The sequence below is a fragment of the Paramesorhizobium leguminum genome, from assembly GCF_003217235.1.
GTDB classification, from domain to species: Bacteria; Pseudomonadota; Alphaproteobacteria; order Rhizobiales; family Rhizobiaceae; genus Paramesorhizobium; species Paramesorhizobium leguminum.
The window spans coordinates 1-22,037 of record NZ_QJTF01000030.1 but is presented as its reverse complement, the minus strand read 5'-3'; the positions used below and the strand labels follow the sequence as shown (position 1 = coordinate 22,037).

Sequence of the window (22,037 nt, the reverse complement as noted above, 5' to 3'; positions counted from 1 at the left end):
CATGGAGAACCCCGCTAATGCGTTTCTCCAAACTCCGCCTTGTGGGCTTCAAATCCTTCGTCGAGCCGATGGAGTTCGTCATCGAGGGTGGGTTGACCGGCGTTGTCGGGCCCAATGGTTGCGGCAAGTCCAATCTGGTCGAGGCGCTGCGCTGGGTGATGGGCGAAAGCTCATACAAGAACATGCGCGCCTCCGGCATGGACGACGTGATCTTTTCCGGCTCGGGCAACCGCCCCGCGCGCAACACTGCCGAAGTCACGCTCTTTCTCCAGAACCACGACCGCACGGCGCCTGCGTCATTTAACGATGCGGATGAATTGCAGGTCTCCCGTCGCATCGAGCGTGAGGCGGGCTCGGCCTATCGCATCAACGGCAAGGAAGCCCGCGCCAGGGATGTTCAGCTTCTCTTCGCCGATCAATCCACCGGCGCGCGTTCGCCCTCCATGGTGGGGCAGGGCCGCATCGGGGAATTGATTCAGGCCAAGCCCCAGGCGCGCCGCGCGCTTCTGGAAGAGGCGGCAGGCATCTCCGGCCTGCATACGCGCCGCCATGAGGCGGAGCTCCGTATGCGTGCCGCCGAAGGCAATCTCGAACGGCTCGAGGATGTCGTCGGCGAGCTGGAAACCCAGTTGGAAAGCCTGAAGCGGCAGGCGCGCCAGGCTAACAGGTTCAAGGCGCTTTCCGCCGATATTCGCAGCTTGGAAGCCATTCTGCTGCATCTGAAATGGTCGCTCGCCAAGACGCAGGAGGCCGATGCGCAAAGCGCGCTTTCCGCGGCGACAATGCTTGTCGCGGAAAAGGCGCAAACGCAGATGCTTGCTGCGAAGGAGCAGGCGATTGCCGCCCATCGCCTGCCTGAACTGCGTGACGGCGAGGCCAAGGCTGCCGCCGCGCTGCAACGCCTGACCATTGCCCGCACCCAGCTTGACCAGGAGGCGGAGCGTATCCGTGCCCGCCGGTCTGAGCTTTTCAAGCGGCTGGAACAGCTGGCTGGCGATATCGTGCGCGAGGAGCAGATGGTTCGGGAGAACGCCGATATCCTGGCGCGTCTCGACGAGGAAGAGCGCGCGCTCAACATCGATAACGACAACGCGGGTGATCGCGAGATCGAAACCCGCGAGGCTTTCGAAGAGGCCGATAACCGGCTGAAATCCAGCGAGGCGGACCTCGCGCGCGTGACGGCGGAACGCGCCGAGGCGGTGGCGCAGCGCGGGCAGGTCGAGCGTAGTTTACGTGAAGCCGCCGAGCGACGCGACCGGCAGGCCGCGCAGATGGAGCAAGTCGAGCGCGATATCGCAGCCCTTGGCACACAAATCGCAGCCCTTGCCGACCCGGAAGAAAAGCGCCTCGCCGTTGAAGCGGCAGAAGAGGCGGTTGCTGCCGCCGAAGACGCAGCCATTGCCGCGGAGGAGCATGTCGAGCAGAAGCGTATGGATGAAGCGGGCTTACGCCAGCCCTTGGCGGACGCGCGGGGTGAATTGAACCGCATCGAGACGGAAGCTCGTACGCTTGCGAAAATCCTCAATGCCGATGCCGCCGGCGCATATTCCGCCATCGTCGAGGCGGTTCGCGTGGAGAAAGGTTTCGAGACGGCGCTTGGAGCGGCACTCGGCGAGGATCTGGATGCGCCCGCGGATTCGAACGCCCCGGTCTTCTGGGCCGGAGCCGGCGTTGCGGATGACGATCCCGCTTTGCCGGAAGAGGCCGAAGCGCTCGTTTTCCATGTGACCGCGCCGCGTGAGCTCTCTCGCAGGCTCAAGCAGATCGGCGTGGTTGACGAGGCTGACGGTCCTCGCCTGCAAAAGCTTCTTATGCCTGGACAACGGCTGGTGAGCCGGGAAGGCGCGCTCTGGCGCTGGGACGGCTACACCGCCAGCGCTGATGCACCCACACCCGCCGCGCAGCGCCTTGCCCAGAAGAACCGGCTGGCGGAGCTGGAACAGGAAGCCGTCGACGCGCGTGAAACTTTGCAGAGCATCGAGGTTACGGTGGCCCGAGGCGAGGCTGCGGTGCGCGAGGCGGTGGAGCGCGAACGCATGGCGCGTGACTATTGGCGAGCCGCGCAACGCGCGCTGGATGAAGCCCGCGAGGCGCTTGCCATCGCCGAGCGCGCAAGCGGCCAGCTTTCCAGCCGCCGCGCCGCGCTGGACGAGGCGAGAGCGCGGATCGCCGAGACACTGGAGGAAACGGAAATCCAGTTCGCGGTGGCGGAAGATATTCTCGCCTCCATGCCTGACATCGAAGAGGTGAACGCGCGCCTTGCCCATGAAACGGCGCAAGTGATGGCCGATCGCGCCGCATTGGCCGAGGCGAGGGCGGTGCATGAAGGTTTGCGCCGCGAGGCGGACGCCCGCGTGAGAAGGCTGGAGGCCATCGGGCAGGAACGCCGAAGCTGGATCGCCCGTGCCGCGAATGCCGACCGCCAGATTGAACAACTGGCCGAACGTCGCGCCGAGACGGCCGCCGAGGCTGAGGAGCTAGCGGATGCGCCGGACGAGATCGAAGAACGCCGCCGCGCATTGCTGACCCAACTGACGGGCGCCGAGGCGCTGCGCCGCGAAGCCGCCGACCGGCTGGCGGTGGCGGAGACGAAACAGGCCGAACTCGACAAGCTCGCCACGCAGGCCATTCAGGATCTCGCCGTTTCGCGCGAGGCGCGCGCGCGGGCAGAGGAGAGAGGCACGGCCGCGGAGGAACGGCGGCACGATGCGGAACATCGCATCCACGAGGCGCTGAACTGCCAGCCGCATGAGGCATTCCGCATGACCGGGCTGAAGCCAGATGATCCGCTTCCGCAGGTGGAAGAAATCGAGCGCCGGTTGGAAAGGCTGAAGATCGAGCGCGAGCGCCTTGGAGCGGTCAATCTGCGTGCCGACGAGGAACATCAGGAGCTGGCCGAGCGGCTGGAAGCCATCGTCAACGAGCGCGAGGACGTGATCGAGGCGATCAAGAAGCTGCGCCAGGCGATCCAGAATTTAAACCGCGAAGGCCGCGAACGCCTGCTTGCCGCCTTCGATGTGGTCAACGCGCAGTTCCAGCGGCTGTTCACCCACCTCTTCGGCGGCGGCACGGCGGAATTGCAGCTGATCGAATCCGACGATCCGCTTGATGCCGGGCTCGAAATCCTCGCCCGCCCGCCGGGCAAGAAGCCGCAGACCATGACGCTGCTTTCCGGCGGTGAGCAGGCATTGACGGCGATGGCGCTGATCTTTGCGGTGTTCCTCACCAACCCCGCGCCGATCTGCGTGCTGGACGAGGTGGACGCCCCGCTCGACGACCACAATGTCGAGCGCTTCTGCAATCTGATGGACGAAATGGCGGCTTCGACCGAAACCCGTTTCGTCGTCATCACCCACAATCCCATCACCATGGCCCGCATGAACCGCCTCTTCGGCGTCACGATGGCGGAGCAGGGGGTTTCCCAGATCGTCTCGGTGGATTTGCAGATGGCGGAACGGTTGCTGGAAGCGAGTTGATTGCAAAAGCCATCAGGCGATTCCGAGAAAGACGGCGAGTGAGCGCGTGGTGGCCAGCATCGTTTCATCATCGATCCGGCCAAACGAGGCGCGCAGGCGGTCGCGCTTTACCGACATGGCCTTGTCAACCATGACTTGTGATACTTCACGCAAGCCGTTTTCAGTGGTTGGTTGTACCGTGATGCGAAGCAGGGGGGCGTCCATCAGCGTTCCCGATATCAAAAGCACCGTGACCGTGCCTGTATCCTCGAACTGATCAGCCTGGACGATGAGCGCAGGGCGAGGCTTCCCGAAATCACCCTGCATAGCGACGGTGACGAGGTCGCCCCGCCTCACGTGTCGGCCTCTCCCAGATCAGCCAGTGCCGCGTCCATGAAGACATCGAGATCGTGGTCGGCAGCATCCGCCCTGGCGACAACGCGCGATTGCCGGCGGCATTCTTCAGCGAAGCCGCGGCGGCGCGTATCCGGTACCCATATCTGCACCGGGCGCAATCCAGCTGCGCGCAGCGCACTCCTGCGCTTCTGGACCCGCTCACTTACAGGTGTAGGCATAGTGGAATCTCCAACGAGATGTTACATGTAACATACTCGCAAACAGGTCTGGATGCAAGTCCAGCAGTACGCCAATCCTCGATAGCTTTATTCGCCGTCCTGTTCCCCCCACACCGCCAGTTCATTCCCCGCTGGATCGGTGAAATGAAAACGCCTGCCGCCGGGGAAGGAGAAGATCGGCCTGACGATCACGCCGCCGGCCTTCTCCACCGCCTCGAGCGTTTTTTCCAGATTTTCGGAATAGAGCACCGGCAGCGGCTTGGTCGCCGGTTCCAGCGGGGTTGCATCGAACCCGCCATCCAGTCCTTCGTTGAAGGAGGAATAGGTCGGGCCGTAATCGGTGAAGGTCCAGGCAAAAGCCGCGCTGTAGAAGTTCTTCACGCTGTCAAGCGTCCCCCCGCCGGCCGGCAGTTCCAGATAATCGATTTTTCCCGTAATGCGCATGATACCACCTCTCCGTGTTCTGTTTATGTTCTAAGCGTCCGTTGCGGAAAATGCAAGAGAGAAAGACGGCGCGCCTCCTTCCCCCTTGCGGGGGTGAGAAGCGTTCGGCCATAGGCCGAGGAAAAGCCAACGATTTGGCTTTTCCAGCGACGAACGCCCGCGTTAGCGGGCGGATGGGGGTGGTGACGGGTGCGCCACAGTCCTCAGCAGAGCGCAAACGTCACCACCCCCACCCGGCCCTACGGGCCACCCTCCCCGCAAGGGGGAGGGACGCTGTCTGACGCAGCCCCTAATCGATTTGATTTCTCGGTGCGGCATTTTCCGGTTGTAGCGGGCGGTTGCCATCGCATAAACCTCGTAGGGTGGAAGGGTTTGGAGGAAGTCCCGATGGCAAAATGGGTCTATACGTTCGGCGACGGCAAGGCGGAAGGCTCCGCCTCCGACCGCGATCTGCTTGGCGGCAAGGGCGCAAATCTTGCGGAAATGGCGAGCCTCGGCCTGCCGGTTCCCCCCGGATTCACCATCACGTCAGATGTCTGCAGCTATTATTACGATCACGCCCGCACCTATCCTACCGAGTTGGAGGCGGAGGTCGAAAAGGCGCTCACGCACATCTCGACGCTGACCGGCCGCACCTTCGGCGATCCCAAAAAGCCGTTGCTGGTCTCCGTGCGTTCCGGCGCCCGCGCATCCATGCCGGGCATGATGGATACGGTGCTGAACCTTGGTCTCAATGACGAAACGGTTCTCGCCATCGCGCGGGAATCCGGCGACGAGCGCTTCGCCTATGACAGCTACCGCCGTTTCATCCAGATGTATTCCGATGTCGTGCTGGGTGTCGATCACGCCTTCTTCGAGGAAATCCTGGAGGATGCCAAGGCCAATCTCGGCCACGAAGTTGATACGGATTTGTCGGCGGAAGAGTGGAAGGATGTCATCACACTCTACAAGGCCAAGGTTGAGGAAGAACTGGGCGAGCCGTTTCCTCAGGTCCCTGAAAAACAACTCTGGGGCGCCATCGGCGCCGTGTTTTCCAGCTGGATGAACGCCCGCGCCATTACCTATCGCCGCCTGCATAATATTCCGGAAGCCTGGGGCACGGCGGTCAGCGTCCAGGCGATGGTGTTCGGCAATATGGGCGAGACATCCGCCACGGGCGTCGCCTTCACCCGCAATCCATCCACGGGCGAGAAGAAGCTCTACGGCGAATTCCTCGTCAATGCGCAAGGCGAGGATGTAGTGGCGGGCATCCGCACGCCGCAGAACATCACCGAGGAGGCACGCATAAACGCCGGCTCCGACAAGCCGTCGCTTGAAAAGGTCATGCCGGATGCCTTCGCCGAATTTCTTAAAGTCGCCGATACGCTGGAGAAGCATTATCGCGACATGCAGGATCTCGAATTCACCATCGAGCAGGGCAAGTTGTGGATGCTGCAGACTCGCTCCGGCAAACGCACCGCCAAGGCCGCGTTGAAGATCGCGGTGGAAATGGCGGATGAAGGGCTGATTGCGCAAGAGGAAGCGGTGCTGCGCATAGACCCGGCTTCGCTAGACCAACTCCTGCATCCCACCATCGACCCGAAGGCGGAGCGAAAAATCATCGGCAGCGGCCTTCCCGCCTCGCCGGGCGCAGCGACCGGCGAGATCGTCTTTTCATCCGAAGAAGCGGAATCGGCAAGGGCTGAAGGCCGCAAAGTGATCCTGGTGCGCGTCGAGACGAGCCCGGAGGATATCCACGGCATGCACGCCGCCGAAGGCATCCTCACCACCCGCGGCGGCATGACCAGCCATGCGGCGGTCGTCGCCCGCGGCATGGGCAAGCCCTGCGTATCGGGAGCAGGCGGCCTTCGCGTCGATCACCGCAACGAAACCATGCTGGCGATGGGCGTCACGCTGAAGAAAGGCGATGTCATCACCATCGATGGCGGCACGGGCCAGGTGCTGAACGGCAAGGTGGCGATGCTGCAGCCGGAACTCTCGGGCGATTTCGGCCGCATCATGGAGTGGGCCGACAAGACGCGGCGCATGAAGGTGCGCGCCAATGCCGAAACGCCTGCCGATGCCCGCACGGCCCGTTCCTTCGGCGCGGAGGGTATCGGCCTTTGCCGCACGGAGCATATGTTCTTCGAGGGAACGCGCATTCTCGCCATGCGCGAAATGATCCTCGCCGATACGGAGGAGGGCAGGCGGGCAGCATTGGCCAAACTCCTGCCTATGCAGCGCTCGGATTTCGTCGAGCTTTTCGAGATCATGCAGGGACTGCCGGTCACCATCCGTCTGCTCGACCCGCCGCTGCATGAATTCCTGCCCAAGACGGAAGAAGAAATCGCGGAAGTGGCGGCGGCCATGGGCGTCGATGCGGGCCGCCTGCGCGAGCGCACCGAAGCCCTGCACGAGTTCAACCCCATGCTGGGCCATCGCGGTTGCCGGCTGGCGATCTCCTACCCTGAGATCGCTGAGATGCAGGCGCGCGCCATCTTCGAGGCGGCGGTGGAAGCGGGAAGGAATACCGGCGCGCCCGTAGTACCGGAAGTGATGGTGCCGCTGGTCGGCCTTAAAGCGGAGCTCGATTTCGTCAAGGCGCGCATCGATGCGGTGGCGAAAGAGGTGATGGGGGAAGCGTCCACCCGGATCGATTACATGGTCGGCACCATGATAGAATTGCCTCGAGCCGCCATCCGCGCGCATGAAATCGCGGAAACGGCGGAGTTCTTCTCCTTCGGCACCAACGATCTGACGCAGACCACCTTCGGCATCTCCCGCGACGATGCGGCGTCCTTCATCGCCACTTACCAGCGCAAGGGCATCATCGAGCGTGATCCCTTCGTCTCGCTCGATCTCGACGGCGTCGGCGAACTGGTGAAGCTTGCCACCGAGCGGGGCCGCACCGCCCGCCCAGGCATCAAGCTCGGCATATGCGGCGAGCATGGCGGCGATCCCGCATCCATCAGCTTTTGCGAGGAGACGGGGCTGGATTATGTCTCCTGCTCGCCCTTCCGCGTGCCGATCGCCCGGCTGGCGGCGGCGCAGGCTGCGATTGGTAAGTAATGGGCTGACTATTCACCAAGTATAGCTAATTTAATTCAAAATACGCAAAATGGAGCGCTATAATTCTGCCTTAATGTTGATACTTTATTAAGTATCTGTAAGTCGTGCGAGGTATTGTTGTGCGGTATTCTCTGTCTGTTTTTGCGTTTGCACTTGTTCTGGCGGGGAGTGCCGCCGCCCAAGCCCATGCGATCGATATCGTCGAGCCTCAAATGCATATCGCGAAGGGCGGGGCAAAAGGGCCGCAGGTGGCGCTGACGCTGGATGCCTGCATGGGGCAGACCGACAGGCGCATTCTTGACACGCTTGTCGAGCACAAGATCCCGGCCACGATCTTCATCACCGGCCGTTGGGCGAAGAACAATGCGGGAGCGCTGGCCGTGATGAAGGCGCATCCCGACCTGTTCGAGCTGGAAAATCATGGGCTGAACCATATCCCGCCGATCGACAGCGTTCCCACCATGTACGGCATCAAGACCGCCGGCAGCCTCGAGGCGATCCGCGCCGAGGTGCAGGGCGGGGCGGATGTCGTGCGGGCGCAAACGGGGGCCGCGCCGCGCTGGTATCGCGGAGCGACCGCGCGCTATTCACGCGACGCCATCGGGCTGATCGAGAAAATGGGCTACAAGATCGCCGGCTATTCGCTCAATGGCGATCAAGGCGCCTCGCTTCCGGCGCCCGTGGTCGAAAAGCGGATCGCCGCGGCAAAGGATGGCGACGTTATCATCGCGCATATCAACCAGCCGACCCGTTCGGCCGGCGAGGGTGTGGTCGAGGGCGTTCTGGCGCTGCAGCAAAAGGGCGAACGGTTCGTTCGCCTGGAGGATGTCCAGACTTCGGAGACGATGAATCCGGTCAGCTAGTTCTGACAGACTCTAGGAGCCATTATTTCACTGCTCACTGCTCACTGCTCACTGCTCACTGCTCACTGCTCACCATTCCCTATCTCGCTCACCTTCCTCATCACCGCCGCATAGTTCCGCCCAAGGCTCTCGAACAGCGCATTCCCGCCCGTGAGCGGCGAGAGCGAGAGCGTTGTGCCGTCATTGAGTAATGTCACGAAAATGATCTGGTCGTAAGGATTGCCCGCGACGGCGATTGCGCCAATCCGCTGCGCTTCGCTCGTATCGAGCGCGGGCATGTTGAACAGAACTTCGCCGTTTACCAGCTTTGCAGCCTTGGCGAGCGCGCCATCGAACCCGTCGGACAATACATCCTGCGCACCGAGCGCGAATTCAACCTCGACGGCTTCGAGCGAGGTTTCATTCTCGTCTTGCGGATTTTCATTGAGAAGGCTGGCTATTTGGGGTTGATTCATGTCCCACATTCCTGACCGATAAAGCCCCCAAACATATATGCCCATGGAAATGTGGCGCCGCAATGCCCCTTTTTATTTAGCCACCGGTATTTGATCATGTGCTGAAATTAGAGAGGGGTCCCAAAAAAGTTTGCAGCCTTTTTGGAGAAGATCACGCGGCTATAACACAGAAACCGCTTTGACCCGACGGCACGGGCGGTTAAAACCATGATGCCGATGCCGAGGGTGTCGCTGTCTGAACGAGGGCAGACATGAGAAAACTGCGTTATGAGCGGCGCAAGTCACGCTCCGCCATCTGGTCACTCCGGCTGGCGGTGTTTTCAGCCGTGCTGTTTGCCTTTTCCACGCTCGGACATCATTTTGAAGCCATAGCCACGCCGGATTTCATGCTTCTCGCAGCAACGGTTGCGGCCTTGGCGCTTCTCGCGCTGGCATTGGCGTTGAAGGGCTTTGTGAATCTGTGGCGCAACGGGGACAAGGGCGGTATGCGCTCCTTGTGGGGGTCGGTGATCGCCCTTGGCGTTCTCGCGCCCTTTGCCGTCACCGCATATCACGCCTACGTCACGCCATCGCTCCACGACATTTCCACGGACCTCGACACGCCGCCGCTGTTTCGCGGCGCTTTCCGGCGTGGCGCGGAAATGAATCCGATAAATGACAATCTCGCGCCGCGCGCGGCCTTGCAGACCGCCGCCTATCCGCAAGTGACGGGGCGGCGCTATGAAGGCTCGCCGGACCGTGTTCTGGAGGCGGTGCTCGCCGTTTTGAAAGACAAGGGCTGGACGGTAACCGGCCGTTTCGGCATTCCGGGCGAGCAGATGGAAACCACGGTCGAGGCCGTGGCGCACGGCCTTATTCCCGGCTTCACCAGCGATGTCGCCATCCGCCTGACTGATGAGGACGATACGACCTATGTCGATATGCGCTCTGTCTCGCGCTACGGTGCGCGGGATCTGGGAGCCAATGCCCGTTATGTCACGGATTTCATGAACGCGCTGGACGAGAAGCTGGAGGGCGCTCCGGTGGAGGGGTAGGGGAGTTTTGATACAAACGTCTGCGCGCTACGGGTTCGCACCCTCCCTCCCCCTTGCGGGGAGGGTGGCCCGAAGGGTCGGGTGGGGGTGGTAGGGCAGCGCGCTGTGATTACCCATTGGCGCACACCCGTTCACCACCCCCATCCGCCCGCTGACGCAGGCACCTTCCCCGCAAGGGGGAAGGAGGGCGCTAACCGGCCCCATCAGCCGATCCAAAACACCCCCTCCAGCGCCGCAGCCCCCTCGGTCACCACCAGTCCGCGCGCGACGAGATCCTCCAGATGGGCAAGCACCGAGAGCCCCGCAGCGCCGTGGAGGCGCGGGTCGGTGTCGCGGTAGATCGCCTTGACCATGTCGGGAATGGTCCGGTCGCCCTTGCGGATGCGCTCCAGCACGGCGCGCTCGCGCATCCGGCGGTGCATCCGCAATCCGCGTACGAAAGCTCGCGGGTTCTTCACCGGGCCGCCATGGCCGGGCAGGTAGATTTTATCATCCCGCGCGAGAAGCTTGTCCAGCGATGTCATGTAATCCGCCATGGCGCCATCGGGCGGCGCGACGATGGTCGTCGCCCAGGCCATGACATGATCGGCGGAAAAAAATACGCCTGTACCTTCGAGCGCGAAGGCCGCATGATTGGCGGTGTGGCCCGGCGTGTGGATGGCTCGCAGCGCCCAGCCGTCGCCATGTATAACCTCTCCATCGGCGGTGGAAATGTCGGGCCTGAAATCCATGTCGGCGCTGGCGTCGAGCGGATTGACCTCGCCGATATGCAGCGGACGGGCAGGGCGGTGCGCGCCTTCGGCCACGATAACCGCACCGGTCGCCTCTTTCAGCCGGGCGCCAAGGGGCGAATGATCGCGATGCGTGTGACTGACGAAGATATGGCTGACCGGATGCCCGCCAATGGCGTTGATGAGCGCCGCAAAATGCGCCTCGTCTTCCGGCCCCGGATCGATCACCGCCAGCGTGTCGCGGCCGACGATGTAGGAATTGGTGCCGTGGAAGGTGAACGGCCCCGGATTATTGACCGTGATTCGCCGGACACCGGGCGCCACGTCCACCGCATTCCCATAATCGGGGATAAAGGAATTGTCGAAAACAAGCGCCATGGGAACGAGAAACTCTTTCATTCGGTGAGCGGGATGAGGAAAGTGTGCAGCGGTTTTCCGCCCGCATCCCGCTCCAACATACTCTAATCATATTGCCGGGTGGGCGTTTCCTTAATATACGGTAAGGATTGGTGATAACAGCGCTCTGGAGAACGAGCCCATGATTCCTGCCCGCACACCTGCTGCAAATGCCTCGCTTGCCGAACGGTTCCTTCCGGAGGGACAGTTGGCCCGCGCCTTCTGGCTCGTCTCGCTGGCGCTCGCCGGCACAGCGCTTCTGACGATCGCCGCCAAGATCAAGGTCGATCTCGTCTATGTCAACGTGACGATGGGAACCGTTGCCCTCTTCGCCATTGCCGCCGCCTATGGCTCGCGGCTCGCCGTCGCCACCGTCGCGCTCTACCTTCTGGAAGGCGCGCTCGGCCTGCCGGTCTTCACCGGAACGCCGGAAAAGGGCATCGGCCTTGCCTATATGGTTGGTCCGACGGGCGGCTATCTCCTCGGCTATCTCGCCACCGCCTGGATCGTCGGCCGCGCCGCGGATATGGGTCTTTCGCGCAATCCCTTTGCGCTGTCCGGCTTCATGCTGGCGGGCGAGGTGGTGATCCTGGCCTTGGGCAGCCTGTGGATGGTCTATCTCTTCGGCCTCGAAAAGGGCCTGACCTATGGCTTCGGCATGTTCATCGTCGGCGATCTTATCAAGCTGGCGCTCGCCGCCTGCCTCCTCCCGGCGCTGGGTGCGCTCTTCAAGCGCTGAGCCTCTCTCGACACAGATAAAAAACCGGGCCCCAGCGCCCGGTTTTTTTTATAGAGTGTGGAGTTATCCCACACTTCTTCCTCTCTCTTAAGGTTCGGGGCGCGCAATCAAGAAAGGAGCGCTCCGATGGAAAACACGCCCAATCTCAATCTCCCTTACATTCTGCCAAGCCAGGCCCAGAAGCATGTGACGCACAATGAGGCGCTGCAACTTCTCGATGCCTTCGTGCAACTTTCAGTCCTGGACCGTGATTTGACGACTCCACCCGCGATCCCGGCGGAAGGTTCCCGCTATATCGTCGCTTCAGGCGCAAGCGGCGCCTGGGCTGGACAGGACGGCCTGGTTGCATGTCTTCTCGACGGCGCCTGGGAATTTTACGCTCCGGCGGAAGGCTGGATCGCCTGGGTCTCGGATGAAGACAAGCTTCTGGCATGGAACGGCACCGCGTGGGGCGCCGTATCGGGTGGCGGCGACGGCATCACGCTGGCGGAGCTGGCGAACGGCACGGTCAAGCGGATGGGTGTCAATACGCTGTCTGACGATGCAAATCATCTTGCGGTCAAAACCGATGCCGTCCTGTTCAGCCATGATGATGTGACGCCCGGAACGGGCGACATGCGCGCCACAATCAACAAAAAGGAGCCGGCCAAGGATGCCGGGCTCGTGTTCCAGACCGCCTGGTCGACGCGGGCCTTGCTTGGACTCTACGGGAGCGATAATTTTGCCCTGAAAGTATCGCCCAACGGCACGCTGTTTTATGACGCTTTACGGGTCGATGCCGCCACGGGCAGGATCGAGCTGCCGGCCACCAATATGCTGACGGACTTTGCCATCAATCTTTATCAGGATAGCGGCCGTTTCGCCGGAGAAGGTGCGGTGGACATTGTAATCGGAGCCTTTTCCTTTCCGCGTTATCTGGTCCTTTATAATGGATCGACGGTCCGGGGAGTGGGAAAATTCATTACCGACAATAGTGACTACAGCGGTGCGGGTGCGGCGCTGGCGCCCGAGGTCCGAAGCCTGATCGACATGATTCGCGATGCAGGCGCCGCCGGCTACCGGCGATGGGGACTGGAATTCTGGGTTGCGGAAATCACGGCTGGAGGCGGCACGGCAGCTTCGCTTACTCATAACGGCGCTGCCTATTATACCTCATGCTTCACCAGGCAGCAGGTGCGAGCGCCGGCTCATACCTTCCATGCCTATTTGCGCGCAGTCGATAGTGCCGTGCTCGTGCCGGTGCATTCCGGCGCCAGGGTCTTCAAGAACGGCGTCGAATTCCGGTCTCCAAATCCGGTTCTGGTTGCGCCATCGGAGGGATGGGTTTCGATTACCATCCAGGACACCACCAATCCGCGGTCGAGCTACGGATACGAACCGATGATCTTTCGCGTCTATGCGCGGCAAGCCGGCCACCGGTGGCAGATCGCCTGCCCCGCACTGATGGGAGGCTTGACGAAGGTGTCCGACGATATCGGTATCATCGCCGGCGCCAATAGCTGGGCGGCATGACGGCCGTGGCGTTGTTTTTTCATAGGTGAAAAGAGATCAAGTGCCGAGGGAGACTTTTGTTTTAGTCTCTCTCGGTTGGGTTGGCGGTGCGAAACGACGCAAGACCTCCATTGCGCAAGCTTTGCGAAGCAGTTATAAGGCCGCCCATCGATTGCCGGATATGAGATATTCGGTAGCGGCCATTGGGGCGTAGCCAAGCGGTAAGGCAACGGTTTTTGGTACCGTCATTCCCTGGTTCGAATCCAGGCGCCCCAGCCATGATTTGTTTTTTATTTTAGAAAGCATTGGAAAATTACGAGCCGCAAGAAGCCCGGCACGGCAGTAATTATTATAACGACAGCGCGCTTTAAAAAACTACTCAATAGAATGCTGGCGGTAACTGGCGATTGACATCTATTCCGCGCTGGTTTCCAATTGATTACTGCAGTTTACAGTCGGACGAGTGCCGGCATGTATCTATGCGCCGCGGAGTGGGGAACTTCAGGCAATTTTGAGTAGGTAGGCGGGCATCCATTTCTAGGTCCCGCATAGAGGAGGATGGCATGCCGATTCGCGCAGCTTCTTCGTTCGCCGGGTTCGTCGCGCTTTTTTCGGTCATTCTCATAGGCTCAATCCTCCCCGTTCTGGCGGCGGAGCGCCAGGTCATCATTACTCAAGACGCCGATTATATCGGCTCGGATATGCGAACGCAGAAGAACGTCACGCTGGGGCAATGCGAGGCCGCCTGTGTCGGCGAGAATGCCTGCCGTGCCTTCACTTACAATCCGCAGGCGAAGTGGTGTTTTCTGAAATCCGATTTCACCGCGCCCACGCCCTCCCCCGGCGCGATTGCCGGAAAACTGGTCGATGCGGCAGCGGGTCCGGATATCGGCGCCCCGCCGCCGCTCACATTCCTCCCCGCAATTGTCACGGACGAAGCGCGCCAGGACAGGCAGCGGATCGTGGCGCTTGGGACGGCGGGCGCGGCAAATCAGGCGGGCGCGCCGCCGCAACCGCCGGTCTTTCCGGGTATTAATCCGGGCGGCCCGCTCGATGGGTTTGTCAACGCTTTGTCGAAGAACCCGGACAATGGCGTCTTCTGGCTGGAATTGGCCCACGCGGCTCTGGAACAATCTCAGCCTCAGTCCCAACCTCAACCTCAGTTGCCGTCCCAGCCCCAGCTGCGGACGCGCATTATCAATCCAGCCGCTGCCAACTATCCGCGCGTGGCAAGCTCCGCCGCGCTCAATGCCTATCAGCTTTCGCGTACAGCCCTTGCGCGCGCGCGGGCGCTGGCAACACTTGCCGCGGCCTTGGAAAAGCGGGAATTCTACCGCCCGGCGCTTGAAGCCTATAAGGCCAGTCTCGCGCTGGACGCAGCGCCGCCAGTTCAGGCGGCGTATAATGATCTCAAGGCGCGGCAGGGATTCCGCGTCCTCGACAACACAATCGATTCCGACAGCCAAACCCCACGCGCGTGCGTGCAGTTTTCCGAGCAGCTGGCGAAGTCCGGCGTCGATTACGCGCAGTTCGTCACGCTGGATGACGCCGCGCCCAAGGCGGTCGATGCGCAAGACCGGCAGATTTGCATCGAGGGGCTGCAGCACGGCAAGCGCTATTCCGTCACCATGCGCGCCGGGCTTCCCGATGCGGCCGGCGACAAGCTTGAAAAGCCGGTGGCGCTCAATCTCTATGTCCGCGACCGCGCGCCTTCCGTCCGTTTCACGGGCGAGAACTTCGTGCTGCCGTCGGCCATGCGCCGCGGCCTGCCGCTCGTGAGCGTTAATACGTCTACAGCCGATCTCAAGCTCTACCGCGTCAACGACCGTTCGCTGGCGGAGGTGATGACGGGCTCGCAATTCCTGAAACAGCTCAACGATTATCAGATCGGCAATATTGATGAAAACTTTGGCGAGCCGGTATGGCAGGGCAAGCTTGATATCAAGCCGCAGCAAAACAAGGATGTGGTGACGAGCTTTCCCGTCGATCAGGCGTTGCCGCAGCGCAAGCCAGGCGTCTATGTGCTGACGGCCGTGCCGGACGGCGCGCGTGATACCGGCGCCGCCCGCGCCACGCAATGGTTCGTGGTCTCCAACATCGGCCTTGCCGCCTATGCCGGCGAGGATGGCTTGAGCGTTTTCGCCCGCTCGCTGGCAAGCGCCAAGCCGCTTGCAGGTCTGGAATTGCAGCTTCTCGCCCGCAACAACGAAGTGCTGGGCACCGCGACGACGGACGCCGATGGCCGCGTCACCTTCGCGCCCGGCCTTGCGCGCGGCACCGCCGGATTGACGCCAGCCGTGCTGACGGCAAAAGACGGAGAGAGCGATTATGTCTTTCTCGACCTGACGCGGGCCGGCTTCGACCTCTCCGACCGGGGCGTGACGGGCAGGCCGGTTCCCGGCGCCATCGACATCATGGCCTGGACGGAGCGCGGTATCTACCGTGCGGGCGAAACCGTCCATGCGACGGCGCTTTCCCGCGACCATGCCGGAATGGCGGTGGAGAACCTGCCGCTAACCTTCGTTTTCATGCGGCCGGACGGCGTCGAGGACAGGCGCATGGTCAGCGGCGGCGCGGCGTTGGGCGGCCATGTGGTGGAACTGCCGCTGCCGCAAAATGCCATGCGCGGCACATGGCATATGCGCATCTTCACCGATCCGAAGATGCCTGCGATTTCCGACACCGCGTTTCTGGTGCAGGATTTCGTGCCCGACCGGATCGCCTTCGACCTGACAAGCGATGCCAAGGAAATTGCTACGGGCAAACCGGCGCGAGTCAATGTCGATGGCCGCTATCTCTACGGCGCGCCTGCTGCCGGACTGACGCTTGAAGGGGAGGTGAACCTGAAGACAACGCGGGAGCGCATGGCCTATCCCGGCTATCTCTTCGGCCTCGCGGATGATGAGGCGGAGGAGGCGAGCCGCATCGATCTGGGGCAATTGCCGGTCCTTGACGCCAACGGCAAAGCCTCCTTCGATGTGAATATCGACGAAACGCCTTCCACCACGCGTCCGCTTTTGGCCAATGTGGTGGTGCGGATGCGCGAGCTGGGTGGCCGCGCAGTCGAGCGGTCGCTGGTGCTGCCCGTCGTGCCGGAAGGGCCGCAGATCGGCATCCGACCGGAATTTACCGGCAATCAGGTGCCGGAGAATTCCACCGCCGCCTTCAAGGTCATCGCGGTCGACCCAACGGGAAAACGCCAGAACCTTGGCGGGGCCAACTGGAAGCTCGTCAAGCTGGAGCAGAACTACCAATGGTATCGCAATGGCGATTCCTGGAAATACGAGCCGGTGATCTTTACCAAGCAGGTGGCCAACGGAACGCTGGCGCTTGGGGCGGATGGCGACGAGGCAGCGATCTCCGTTCCCGTCACCTGGGGGCGCTACCGGCTGGAGGTTGCAACATCAGATGCGTCCGGTCCGGCAACCAGCGTCGAATTCGACGCGGGCTGGTACACCGAAGCGCGTTCGGCGGAAACGCCCGACGGCCTCGAAATCGCGCTCGACAGGGAGAGTTACGCTCCCGGCGACGTGGCAAAGCTCAAGATTTCACCGCGTTTCGCCGGTGAGGCGCTGATCACGGTTGGCGCGGATCGGCTGCGGCAGGTGTTGACCCAGAGCGTGCCTGACGGGAGCGCGACCGTCGACATTCCCGTCGGCAACGATTGGGGCGCGGGCGCTTATGTGACGGTGACGCTGTTTCGCCCCGGCGACGCGCAAAAAACCCGCATGCCGATGCGCGCCATCGGCATCAAATGGCTCAAGGTCGATCCGGGCAATCGCAAACTGGCCGTAACGCTGGGTACGCCTGATAAGACTGAGCCGCGCAAAGCCCTGAGCATCCCCATTCAAGTGTCCGGCCTGAAAGCAGGTGATACGGCCTATGTCACGGTTGCCGCCGTCGATGCCGGCATTCTCACCCTGACGAAATATCAGGCGCCGGACCCCGACGGCTGGTATTTCGGCCAGCGGCAATTGGGACTGGAAATCCGCGATCTTTACGGGCGCCTGATCGATGGCTCGCTGGGCGCGACCGGCAAGATCCGCACCGGCGGCGATGGCGGCGGGATGACGGCGGAGGGAAGCCCGCCGACGCAGAAGCTGGTCGCCTTCTTCTCCGGCCCCGTCAAGCTGGATGCGGAAGGAAAGGCCAATGTCAGCTTCGACATGCCGGAGTTCAACGGCACCGTTCGTGTGATGAGCACCGCGTGGACAAAAAGCGGCGTCGGCCATGCGGTGCAGGATGTCATCGTCCGCGATCCGGTGGTGGTGACTGCCAGCCTGCCGGAATTCATGGCCCCCGGCGACAAATCGCAATTGCGCCTCGATATCGCCAATACGGACGGCCCGGCGGGCGAATATGCGCTTGGGCTCGAAGGGAAGGGGCCTGTCTCGATCGATCAGGCGAATTTGCCGAAGACGGTGCAACTGGCAGCGGGCGGCAAGACGAGCCTGATCGTGCCGCTGATGGCGAGCGCGTCCGGAGCAGGCAGCCTGTCCGTGCGGCTCACTCATCCGGGTGGGCCGAGCGTCGGGCAGACGCTGAACGTCCCCGTGCGCCCCTCAGCCTTGCCGGTGACGACACGGCGCGAGGTGACGCTCAAGCCCAATGGCGGCAGCATCACCATCGACCGCGAGCTGTTGGCGGCAAGCCTTGTCGAGGGCGCTTCTGTGGCGGTGAGCGTTTCGCGCACCCCTGGCTTCAACATTCCGGCGCTGCTCGCCTCGCTTGACCGCTATCCCTACGCTTGCGCCGAGCAGACGGTTAGCCGCGCCCTGCCGCTTCTCTATATGAGCGATTTGACGGCGACCGCAGGCATGCCCGATACGCCGGGCGATACGGCGGACGTGCGAAAGCGTGTGCAGGACGCCATCAATAGCGTCCTTTCTTATCAGTCTTCCACCGGCAGCTTCGGCCTGTGGCGTCCCGGTTCCGGCGACCTCTGGCTGGATAGCTACGTCACGGATTTCCTGACGCGCGCGCGTGAACAGGGCTATGCCGTGCCGGATGAGGCTTTTGGCCAAGCGCTGGATAACCTCCAGAACGCGCTTTCCTATGATACCAATGTGAAGGATCAGGGCAGCGGTATCGCCTATGCGCTTTATGTGCTGGCGCGCAACCGCCGCGCCAATGTGGGCGATCTGCGCTATTATGCGGAAACGCAATTGGCCGATTTCCGCTCCCCGCTCGCCCGCGCGCAACTGGCAGCCGCGCTGTCGCTTTATGGCGATGCGCAACTGGCGCAAAGCACGTTTACCTCCGCATTCGATCAGGCGCGCGCGGCTCCCGCCGATCCGGCCCGGTCCGATTATGGCTCGGCGCTGCGCGATAGCGCCGGTGTACTGGCGCTGGCGGCGGAGAGCCGCCCTGTGCCGCCGCAGGTTCCGCAGATGGTCAATCTCGTTCAAGCCTTGCGCAACCAGACGCTCTATTTGAGCACGCAGGACGATGCCTGGATGCTGCTCGCCGCCCGCGCGCTGAAAGCGGATGACCGCACGATCGCGCTGGGCGTGAATGGCGCGCGCCGCATCGGCAATTTCGCGCAAACGCTCACTGGGGATGAGCTGACCGACAGTCCGCTGGTAATAAGCAACCGCGGCAAGAACCCGGTTCAGGCGGTGGTGACAACCATCGCGGCGCCAAAGCAGCCATTACCCGCCGGCGGCAACGGCTTCACCATTGACCGAACCTATTACACGCTGGATGGCAAGCCGGCGGATATCACACAGGCCCGGCAGAACGAGCGCTTCGTCGTCGTGCTGAAAGTGACGGAGAACAATGCCTGGACCTCACGCGTGCTGGTCACGGATCTGCTTCCGGCTGGCTTCGAGATCGACAATCCGAGCCTTGTTTCAAGCGCGGATCTGAAGAATTTTGAATGGCTGGGGCCGACCGACGCGGCGCATAGCGAATTCCGCTATGACCGCTTCGTCGCCGCGTTCGACCGGACGAATTTCAGCCCGCGCGAATTCACCATGGCCTATGTGGTCCGCGCCGTAACGCCGGGTACGTATGCGCTTCCGGCGGCGAGCGTTGAGGACATGTACCGCCCAGAGCTATCGGCGCGCACGGCCACGGGGATGATGGAGGTGAGGGGGAGTGAGTGAGGGGGCATAATAGTTTGAAAATGCGCACGTCATCTCACCCCCCTCTGCCCTGCCGGGCATCTCCCCCTCAAGGGGGGAGATTAGGCCTTCATGAACGCGGGGCGTCAAACGTAAACGTTGGAGATAAGCTAATCTCCCCCCTTGAGGGGGAGATGCCCGGCAGGGCAGAGGGGGGTCGGGGCACCCCGAAAACGTGGCCATGAAAGGCTCCAAAACAGCAGTCTTAACAACCATCGCTTTCATCGCCACTGGCACAATGACCGCCACCCTCCTCACCCTCGACCGCCTCCACCCCCCACCGCTCAACGCCACCCTCTCCCCCGAAGTCATCGACCGCAACAACCATCTCCTCCGCGCCTTCGCCACCAAAGACGGTCGCTGGCGTCTGAAAACCACCCTCGACGACGTCGACCCGCGCTTCGTGCGTATGCTCGTCGCCTACGAGGATCGCCGTTTCTGGTCGCACCACGGCATCGACCCGCTGGCACTCATGCGCGCCGCAGGACAATTCCTCGCCAACGGCCGCATCGTCTCTGGCGGCTCCACGCTCTCCATGCAGCTCGCAAAGCTGATCGAGCCTCGAACCGAGCGCAGCATCGGTGCAAAATTGAGACAATTGGCCCGCGCCATTCAGATCGAACGCCGCCTGAGCAAGCAGGAGATACTCGAACTTTATCTCACGCTCGCGCCCTATGGCGGCAATCTGGAGGGCGTGCGCGCGGCGAGCCTCGCATGGTTCGGCAAGGAGCCGCGCCTGATGACTATAGCTGAGGCGGCGCTGCTGGTAGCCCTGCCGCAATTGCCGGAAAAGCGCCGTCCGGACCGCAATCAGGTCGGTGCACGCGCCGCGCGCGATCGGGTGCTGGAGCGGATGGCCGCGACCGGAACAATCGATGCCGGTGAAATCGTCCGCGCTTCCGCTGAATCAGTACCGTCCACCCGCCGCGCCTTGCCCGCGCTCGCGCCCCATCTGGCAAACGACGCAATGCGGGCAGACCCAGCCGTCCGGGTGCGCAAAGTGACGCTCGACCGCAAGGTCCAGGCCGGGCTGGAAAATGTCGCGAAGGCTGCAGCCGCTACGCTACCGCCCAGAACCTCCGTCGCCATGATCCTCGCCGATGCCGCGACGGGCGAAATTCTGGGCGACGTGGGGTCCGCCGATTATTTCGACGACAGCCGCTGGGGCTGGATCGACATGACGAAAATCCCCCGCTCCCCCGGCTCGACGCTGAAGCCTTTCATCTACGGTCTAGCCTTAGAGGATGGCCTTGTTGCGCAAGAGACGATCATCGAAGATCGCCCCGCCAGCTTTTCCGGCTACAGGCCGCAAAACTTCGACATGAGCTATCAGGGCGATGTCAGCATCCGCGAGGCGTTGCAATTGTCGCTGAACGTCCCCGCCGTCCGGCTGCTTGATGCCGTAGGGCCGACACGGCTGATGGTGCGGTTCCGGCGGGCAGGGGTGGATGCGCAATTGCCGAAGGGGGAGACGCCGGGTTTGGCCATCGGGCTGGGCGGGGTGGGGCTGACATTGCGCGACCTGGTGCAGCTTTATGCGGGGTTGGCGAATGAGGGGAGGGTGGTGCGGTTGGGGGATGGGGTGGGGAAAGAAGGGCATGTCGAGCTTTGCGAGGCACCCCCCTCTGGCTTGCCAGCCATCTCCCCCTCAAGGGGGGAGATTACGCCTTCACAAGGGTTTCGCACTCAATCCCAAACGTTGCAGAAAGAACGGCGAGGATCATGTCAGCCAATCTCCCCCCTTGAGGGGGAGATGCCTGGCAAGGCAGAGGGGGGTATTGCCCCGCCTGCATTTCCGCAAATGCACGATCCCCACCCCCTCCTCACCCCCGCCGCCACCTGGGCCATCGCCGACATCCTCTCCGGCGTCCTCCCTCCCAAGGGCAGCCCCCGGCTCGGCATCGCCTACAAGACCGGCACGAGCTATGGCTATCGCGATGCGTGGTCGGTCGGCTTCGATGGCCGGCATGTGCTGGGCGTCTGGGTCGGGCGGGCGGATAATGCCGCCGTGCCTGGGCTGACCGGCTATGCTTCCGCCGCGCCCATCCTGTTCGAGGCGTTCGCCAAATCCGGCCTCGCCATCGCGCCGCTGCCGCGCCCGCCTGCCGGGACCGTCCGCATGTCGCGCGCCGAACTGCCGCCGGGCCTTCGCCGTTTTGCGCCGGGCAGTTTGGTCACCGCTTCCGCCCGCGAGGCCGCGCCAGAGATCGTCTATCCGCCGGAAGGCTCGGCTGTTGAACTGATGGCGGGGGAGGGCGGCGAGATGTCGCCGCTGATGCTGAAACTCCAGGGCGGCCGCGCGCCGTTCCGCTGGCTCGCCAACGGCAGGCCACTACCGGAACCCTCCCGCCGCCGCACTACTTCCTGGATGCCCGACGGCGCGGGTTATTCCACGCTGACTGTCATCGATGCGGCGGGGAGGGCGGCGAGTGTGGGGGTGTGGGTGAAGTAGTGAGCAGTGAGTAGTGAGCAGTGAGCAGAGAGCAGAGAGCAGTGAGCAGTGAGCAGTGAGCAGTGAGCAGAGAGCAGAGAGCAGAGAGGTATTACTTTCACCGCTCACTGACCACCGCTCACTAAATTGTTTGATCCCAGACTTTAATGGTGCATTCTTTTCTCAGGAATGGAAGGAATCATTATGGGCCAGTTTCTCCATGGGAGCGCCACGACGACTGAGGCAGTCC

At 62.5% G+C, this 22,037-nt stretch carries 13 protein-coding genes and 1 tRNA gene; 9 read left to right on the top strand and 5 right to left on the bottom strand.

All coding sequences use genetic code 11. The annotated features are described in order from the left end of the window. Positions 1-17 precede the first annotated feature (17 nt). Complete coding sequence (gene smc, locus C7477_RS17290) at positions 18-3,476, top strand: chromosome segregation protein SMC (RefSeq protein ID WP_110754438.1); 3,459 nt, start codon at positions 18-20, stop codon at positions 3,474-3,476. Between the two features lie 12 nt (positions 3,477-3,488). On the opposite strand, the gene C7477_RS17285 is transcribed toward smc, so the two are convergent. From C7477_RS17285 to C7477_RS17275, 3 genes are all read right to left on the bottom strand, one after another. Then, a complete protein-coding gene (locus C7477_RS17285; RefSeq protein WP_110754436.1) occupies positions 3,489-3,812 on the bottom strand; it encodes a type II toxin-antitoxin system PemK/MazF family toxin in 324 nt (107 codons plus the stop codon). Then, positions 3,809-4,030, bottom strand: coding sequence for an antitoxin MazE family protein (locus C7477_RS17280; RefSeq protein WP_110754434.1), 222 nt, complete (start codon positions 4,028-4,030; stop codon positions 3,809-3,811). The genes C7477_RS17285 and C7477_RS17280 overlap by 4 nt, the downstream gene beginning before the upstream one ends. Positions 4,031-4,117: 87 nt before the next feature. After that, on the bottom strand, positions 4,118-4,474 hold the full coding sequence (locus C7477_RS17275; RefSeq protein WP_110754432.1) for a VOC family protein: 357 nt from the start codon (positions 4,472-4,474) through the stop codon (positions 4,118-4,120). 387 nt (positions 4,475-4,861) lie between these two features. Between C7477_RS17275 and ppdK the strand changes: the two genes are divergently transcribed. Then, positions 4,862-7,522 carry a pyruvate, phosphate dikinase gene (gene ppdK / locus C7477_RS17270; RefSeq protein ID WP_110754430.1) on the top strand — a complete coding sequence of 887 codons (2,661 nt, stop codon included), beginning with the start codon at positions 4,862-4,864 and terminating at the stop codon, positions 7,520-7,522. A gap of 212 nt (positions 7,523-7,734) precedes the next feature. Next, the gene (locus tag C7477_RS17265; RefSeq protein WP_110754428.1) at positions 7,735-8,385 is read left to right on the top strand and encodes a polysaccharide deacetylase family protein; all 651 of its coding nucleotides are present in this window, start codon (positions 7,735-7,737) and stop codon (positions 8,383-8,385) included. 62 nt (positions 8,386-8,447) lie between these two features. Here C7477_RS17265 and C7477_RS17260 read toward each other — a convergent pair whose 3' ends face one another. Continuing rightward, positions 8,448-8,840 (bottom strand): hypothetical protein, encoded by a 393-nt coding sequence (locus tag C7477_RS17260; RefSeq protein ID WP_245411887.1) that lies wholly within the window; start codon positions 8,838-8,840, stop codon positions 8,448-8,450. Between the two features lie 251 nt (positions 8,841-9,091). On the opposite strand from C7477_RS17260, the gene C7477_RS17255 reads away from it, so the two are divergent. Next, complete coding sequence (locus C7477_RS17255; RefSeq protein WP_110754426.1) at positions 9,092-9,874, top strand: DUF1499 domain-containing protein; 783 nt, start codon at positions 9,092-9,094, stop codon at positions 9,872-9,874. Between the two features lie 203 nt (positions 9,875-10,077). On the opposite strand, the gene C7477_RS17250 is transcribed toward C7477_RS17255, so the two are convergent. Beyond that, positions 10,078-10,983 (bottom strand): MBL fold metallo-hydrolase, encoded by a 906-nt coding sequence (locus C7477_RS17250; protein ID WP_110754451.1) that lies wholly within the window; start codon positions 10,981-10,983, stop codon positions 10,078-10,080. Positions 10,984-11,143: 160 nt separating this feature from the next. Here C7477_RS17250 and C7477_RS17245 point away from each other — a divergent pair, with 160 nt between their 5' ends. From C7477_RS17245 to pbpC, 5 genes are all read left to right on the top strand, one after another. Further along, positions 11,144-11,740: a biotin transporter BioY gene (locus C7477_RS17245; protein ID WP_110754423.1), complete on the top strand. Its 597-nt coding sequence runs from the start codon at positions 11,144-11,146 to the stop codon at positions 11,738-11,740. 126 nt (positions 11,741-11,866) lie between these two features. After that, positions 11,867-13,252: a DUF2793 domain-containing protein gene (locus C7477_RS17240; protein ID WP_110754421.1), complete on the top strand. Its 1,386-nt coding sequence runs from the start codon at positions 11,867-11,869 to the stop codon at positions 13,250-13,252. A gap of 183 nt (positions 13,253-13,435) precedes the next feature. Then, positions 13,436-13,510: transfer RNA gene (locus C7477_RS17235), tRNA-Gln, on the top strand. A 284-nt stretch (positions 13,511-13,794) separates the two neighbouring features. Next, positions 13,795-19,338 carry an alpha-2-macroglobulin family protein gene (locus tag C7477_RS17230; protein ID WP_110754419.1) on the top strand — a complete coding sequence of 1,848 codons (5,544 nt, stop codon included), beginning with the start codon at positions 13,795-13,797 and terminating at the stop codon, positions 19,336-19,338. Between the two features lie 256 nt (positions 19,339-19,594). Beyond that, positions 19,595-21,808, top strand: coding sequence for a penicillin-binding protein 1C (pbpC, locus tag C7477_RS17220; RefSeq protein WP_245411886.1), 2,214 nt, complete (start codon positions 19,595-19,597; stop codon positions 21,806-21,808). Positions 21,809-22,037: the final 229 nt, after the last annotated feature.

Bases quoted from the DNA above. Each gene is read 5' to 3' on its own strand.
- smc (WP_110754438.1), top strand. From the start codon at position 18: ATGCGTTTCTCCAAACTCCGCCTTGTGGGCTTCAAATCCTTCGTCGAG.
- C7477_RS17280 (WP_110754434.1), bottom strand. From the start codon at position 4,030: ATGCCTACACCTGTAAGTGAGCGGGTCCAGAAGCGCAGGAGTGCGCTG.
- C7477_RS17275 (WP_110754432.1), bottom strand. From the start codon at position 4,474: ATGCGCATTACGGGAAAAATCGATTATCTGGAACTGCCGGCCGGCGGG.
- ppdK (WP_110754430.1), top strand. From the start codon at position 4,862: ATGGCAAAATGGGTCTATACGTTCGGCGACGGCAAGGCGGAAGGCTCC.
- C7477_RS17265 (WP_110754428.1), top strand. From the start codon at position 7,735: ATGCATATCGCGAAGGGCGGGGCAAAAGGGCCGCAGGTGGCGCTGACG.
- C7477_RS17260 (WP_245411887.1), bottom strand. From the start codon at position 8,840: ATGAATCAACCCCAAATAGCCAGCCTTCTCAATGAAAATCCGCAAGAC.
- C7477_RS17255 (WP_110754426.1), top strand. From the start codon at position 9,092: ATGAGAAAACTGCGTTATGAGCGGCGCAAGTCACGCTCCGCCATCTGG.
- C7477_RS17250 (WP_110754451.1), bottom strand. From the start codon at position 10,983: ATGGCGCTTGTTTTCGACAATTCCTTTATCCCCGATTATGGGAATGCG.
- C7477_RS17245 (WP_110754423.1), top strand. From the start codon at position 11,144: ATGATTCCTGCCCGCACACCTGCTGCAAATGCCTCGCTTGCCGAACGG.
- C7477_RS17240 (WP_110754421.1), top strand. From the start codon at position 11,867: ATGGAAAACACGCCCAATCTCAATCTCCCTTACATTCTGCCAAGCCAG.
- C7477_RS17230 (WP_110754419.1), top strand. From the start codon at position 13,795: ATGCCGATTCGCGCAGCTTCTTCGTTCGCCGGGTTCGTCGCGCTTTTT.
- pbpC (WP_245411886.1), top strand. From the start codon at position 19,595: ATGACCGCCACCCTCCTCACCCTCGACCGCCTCCACCCCCCACCGCTC.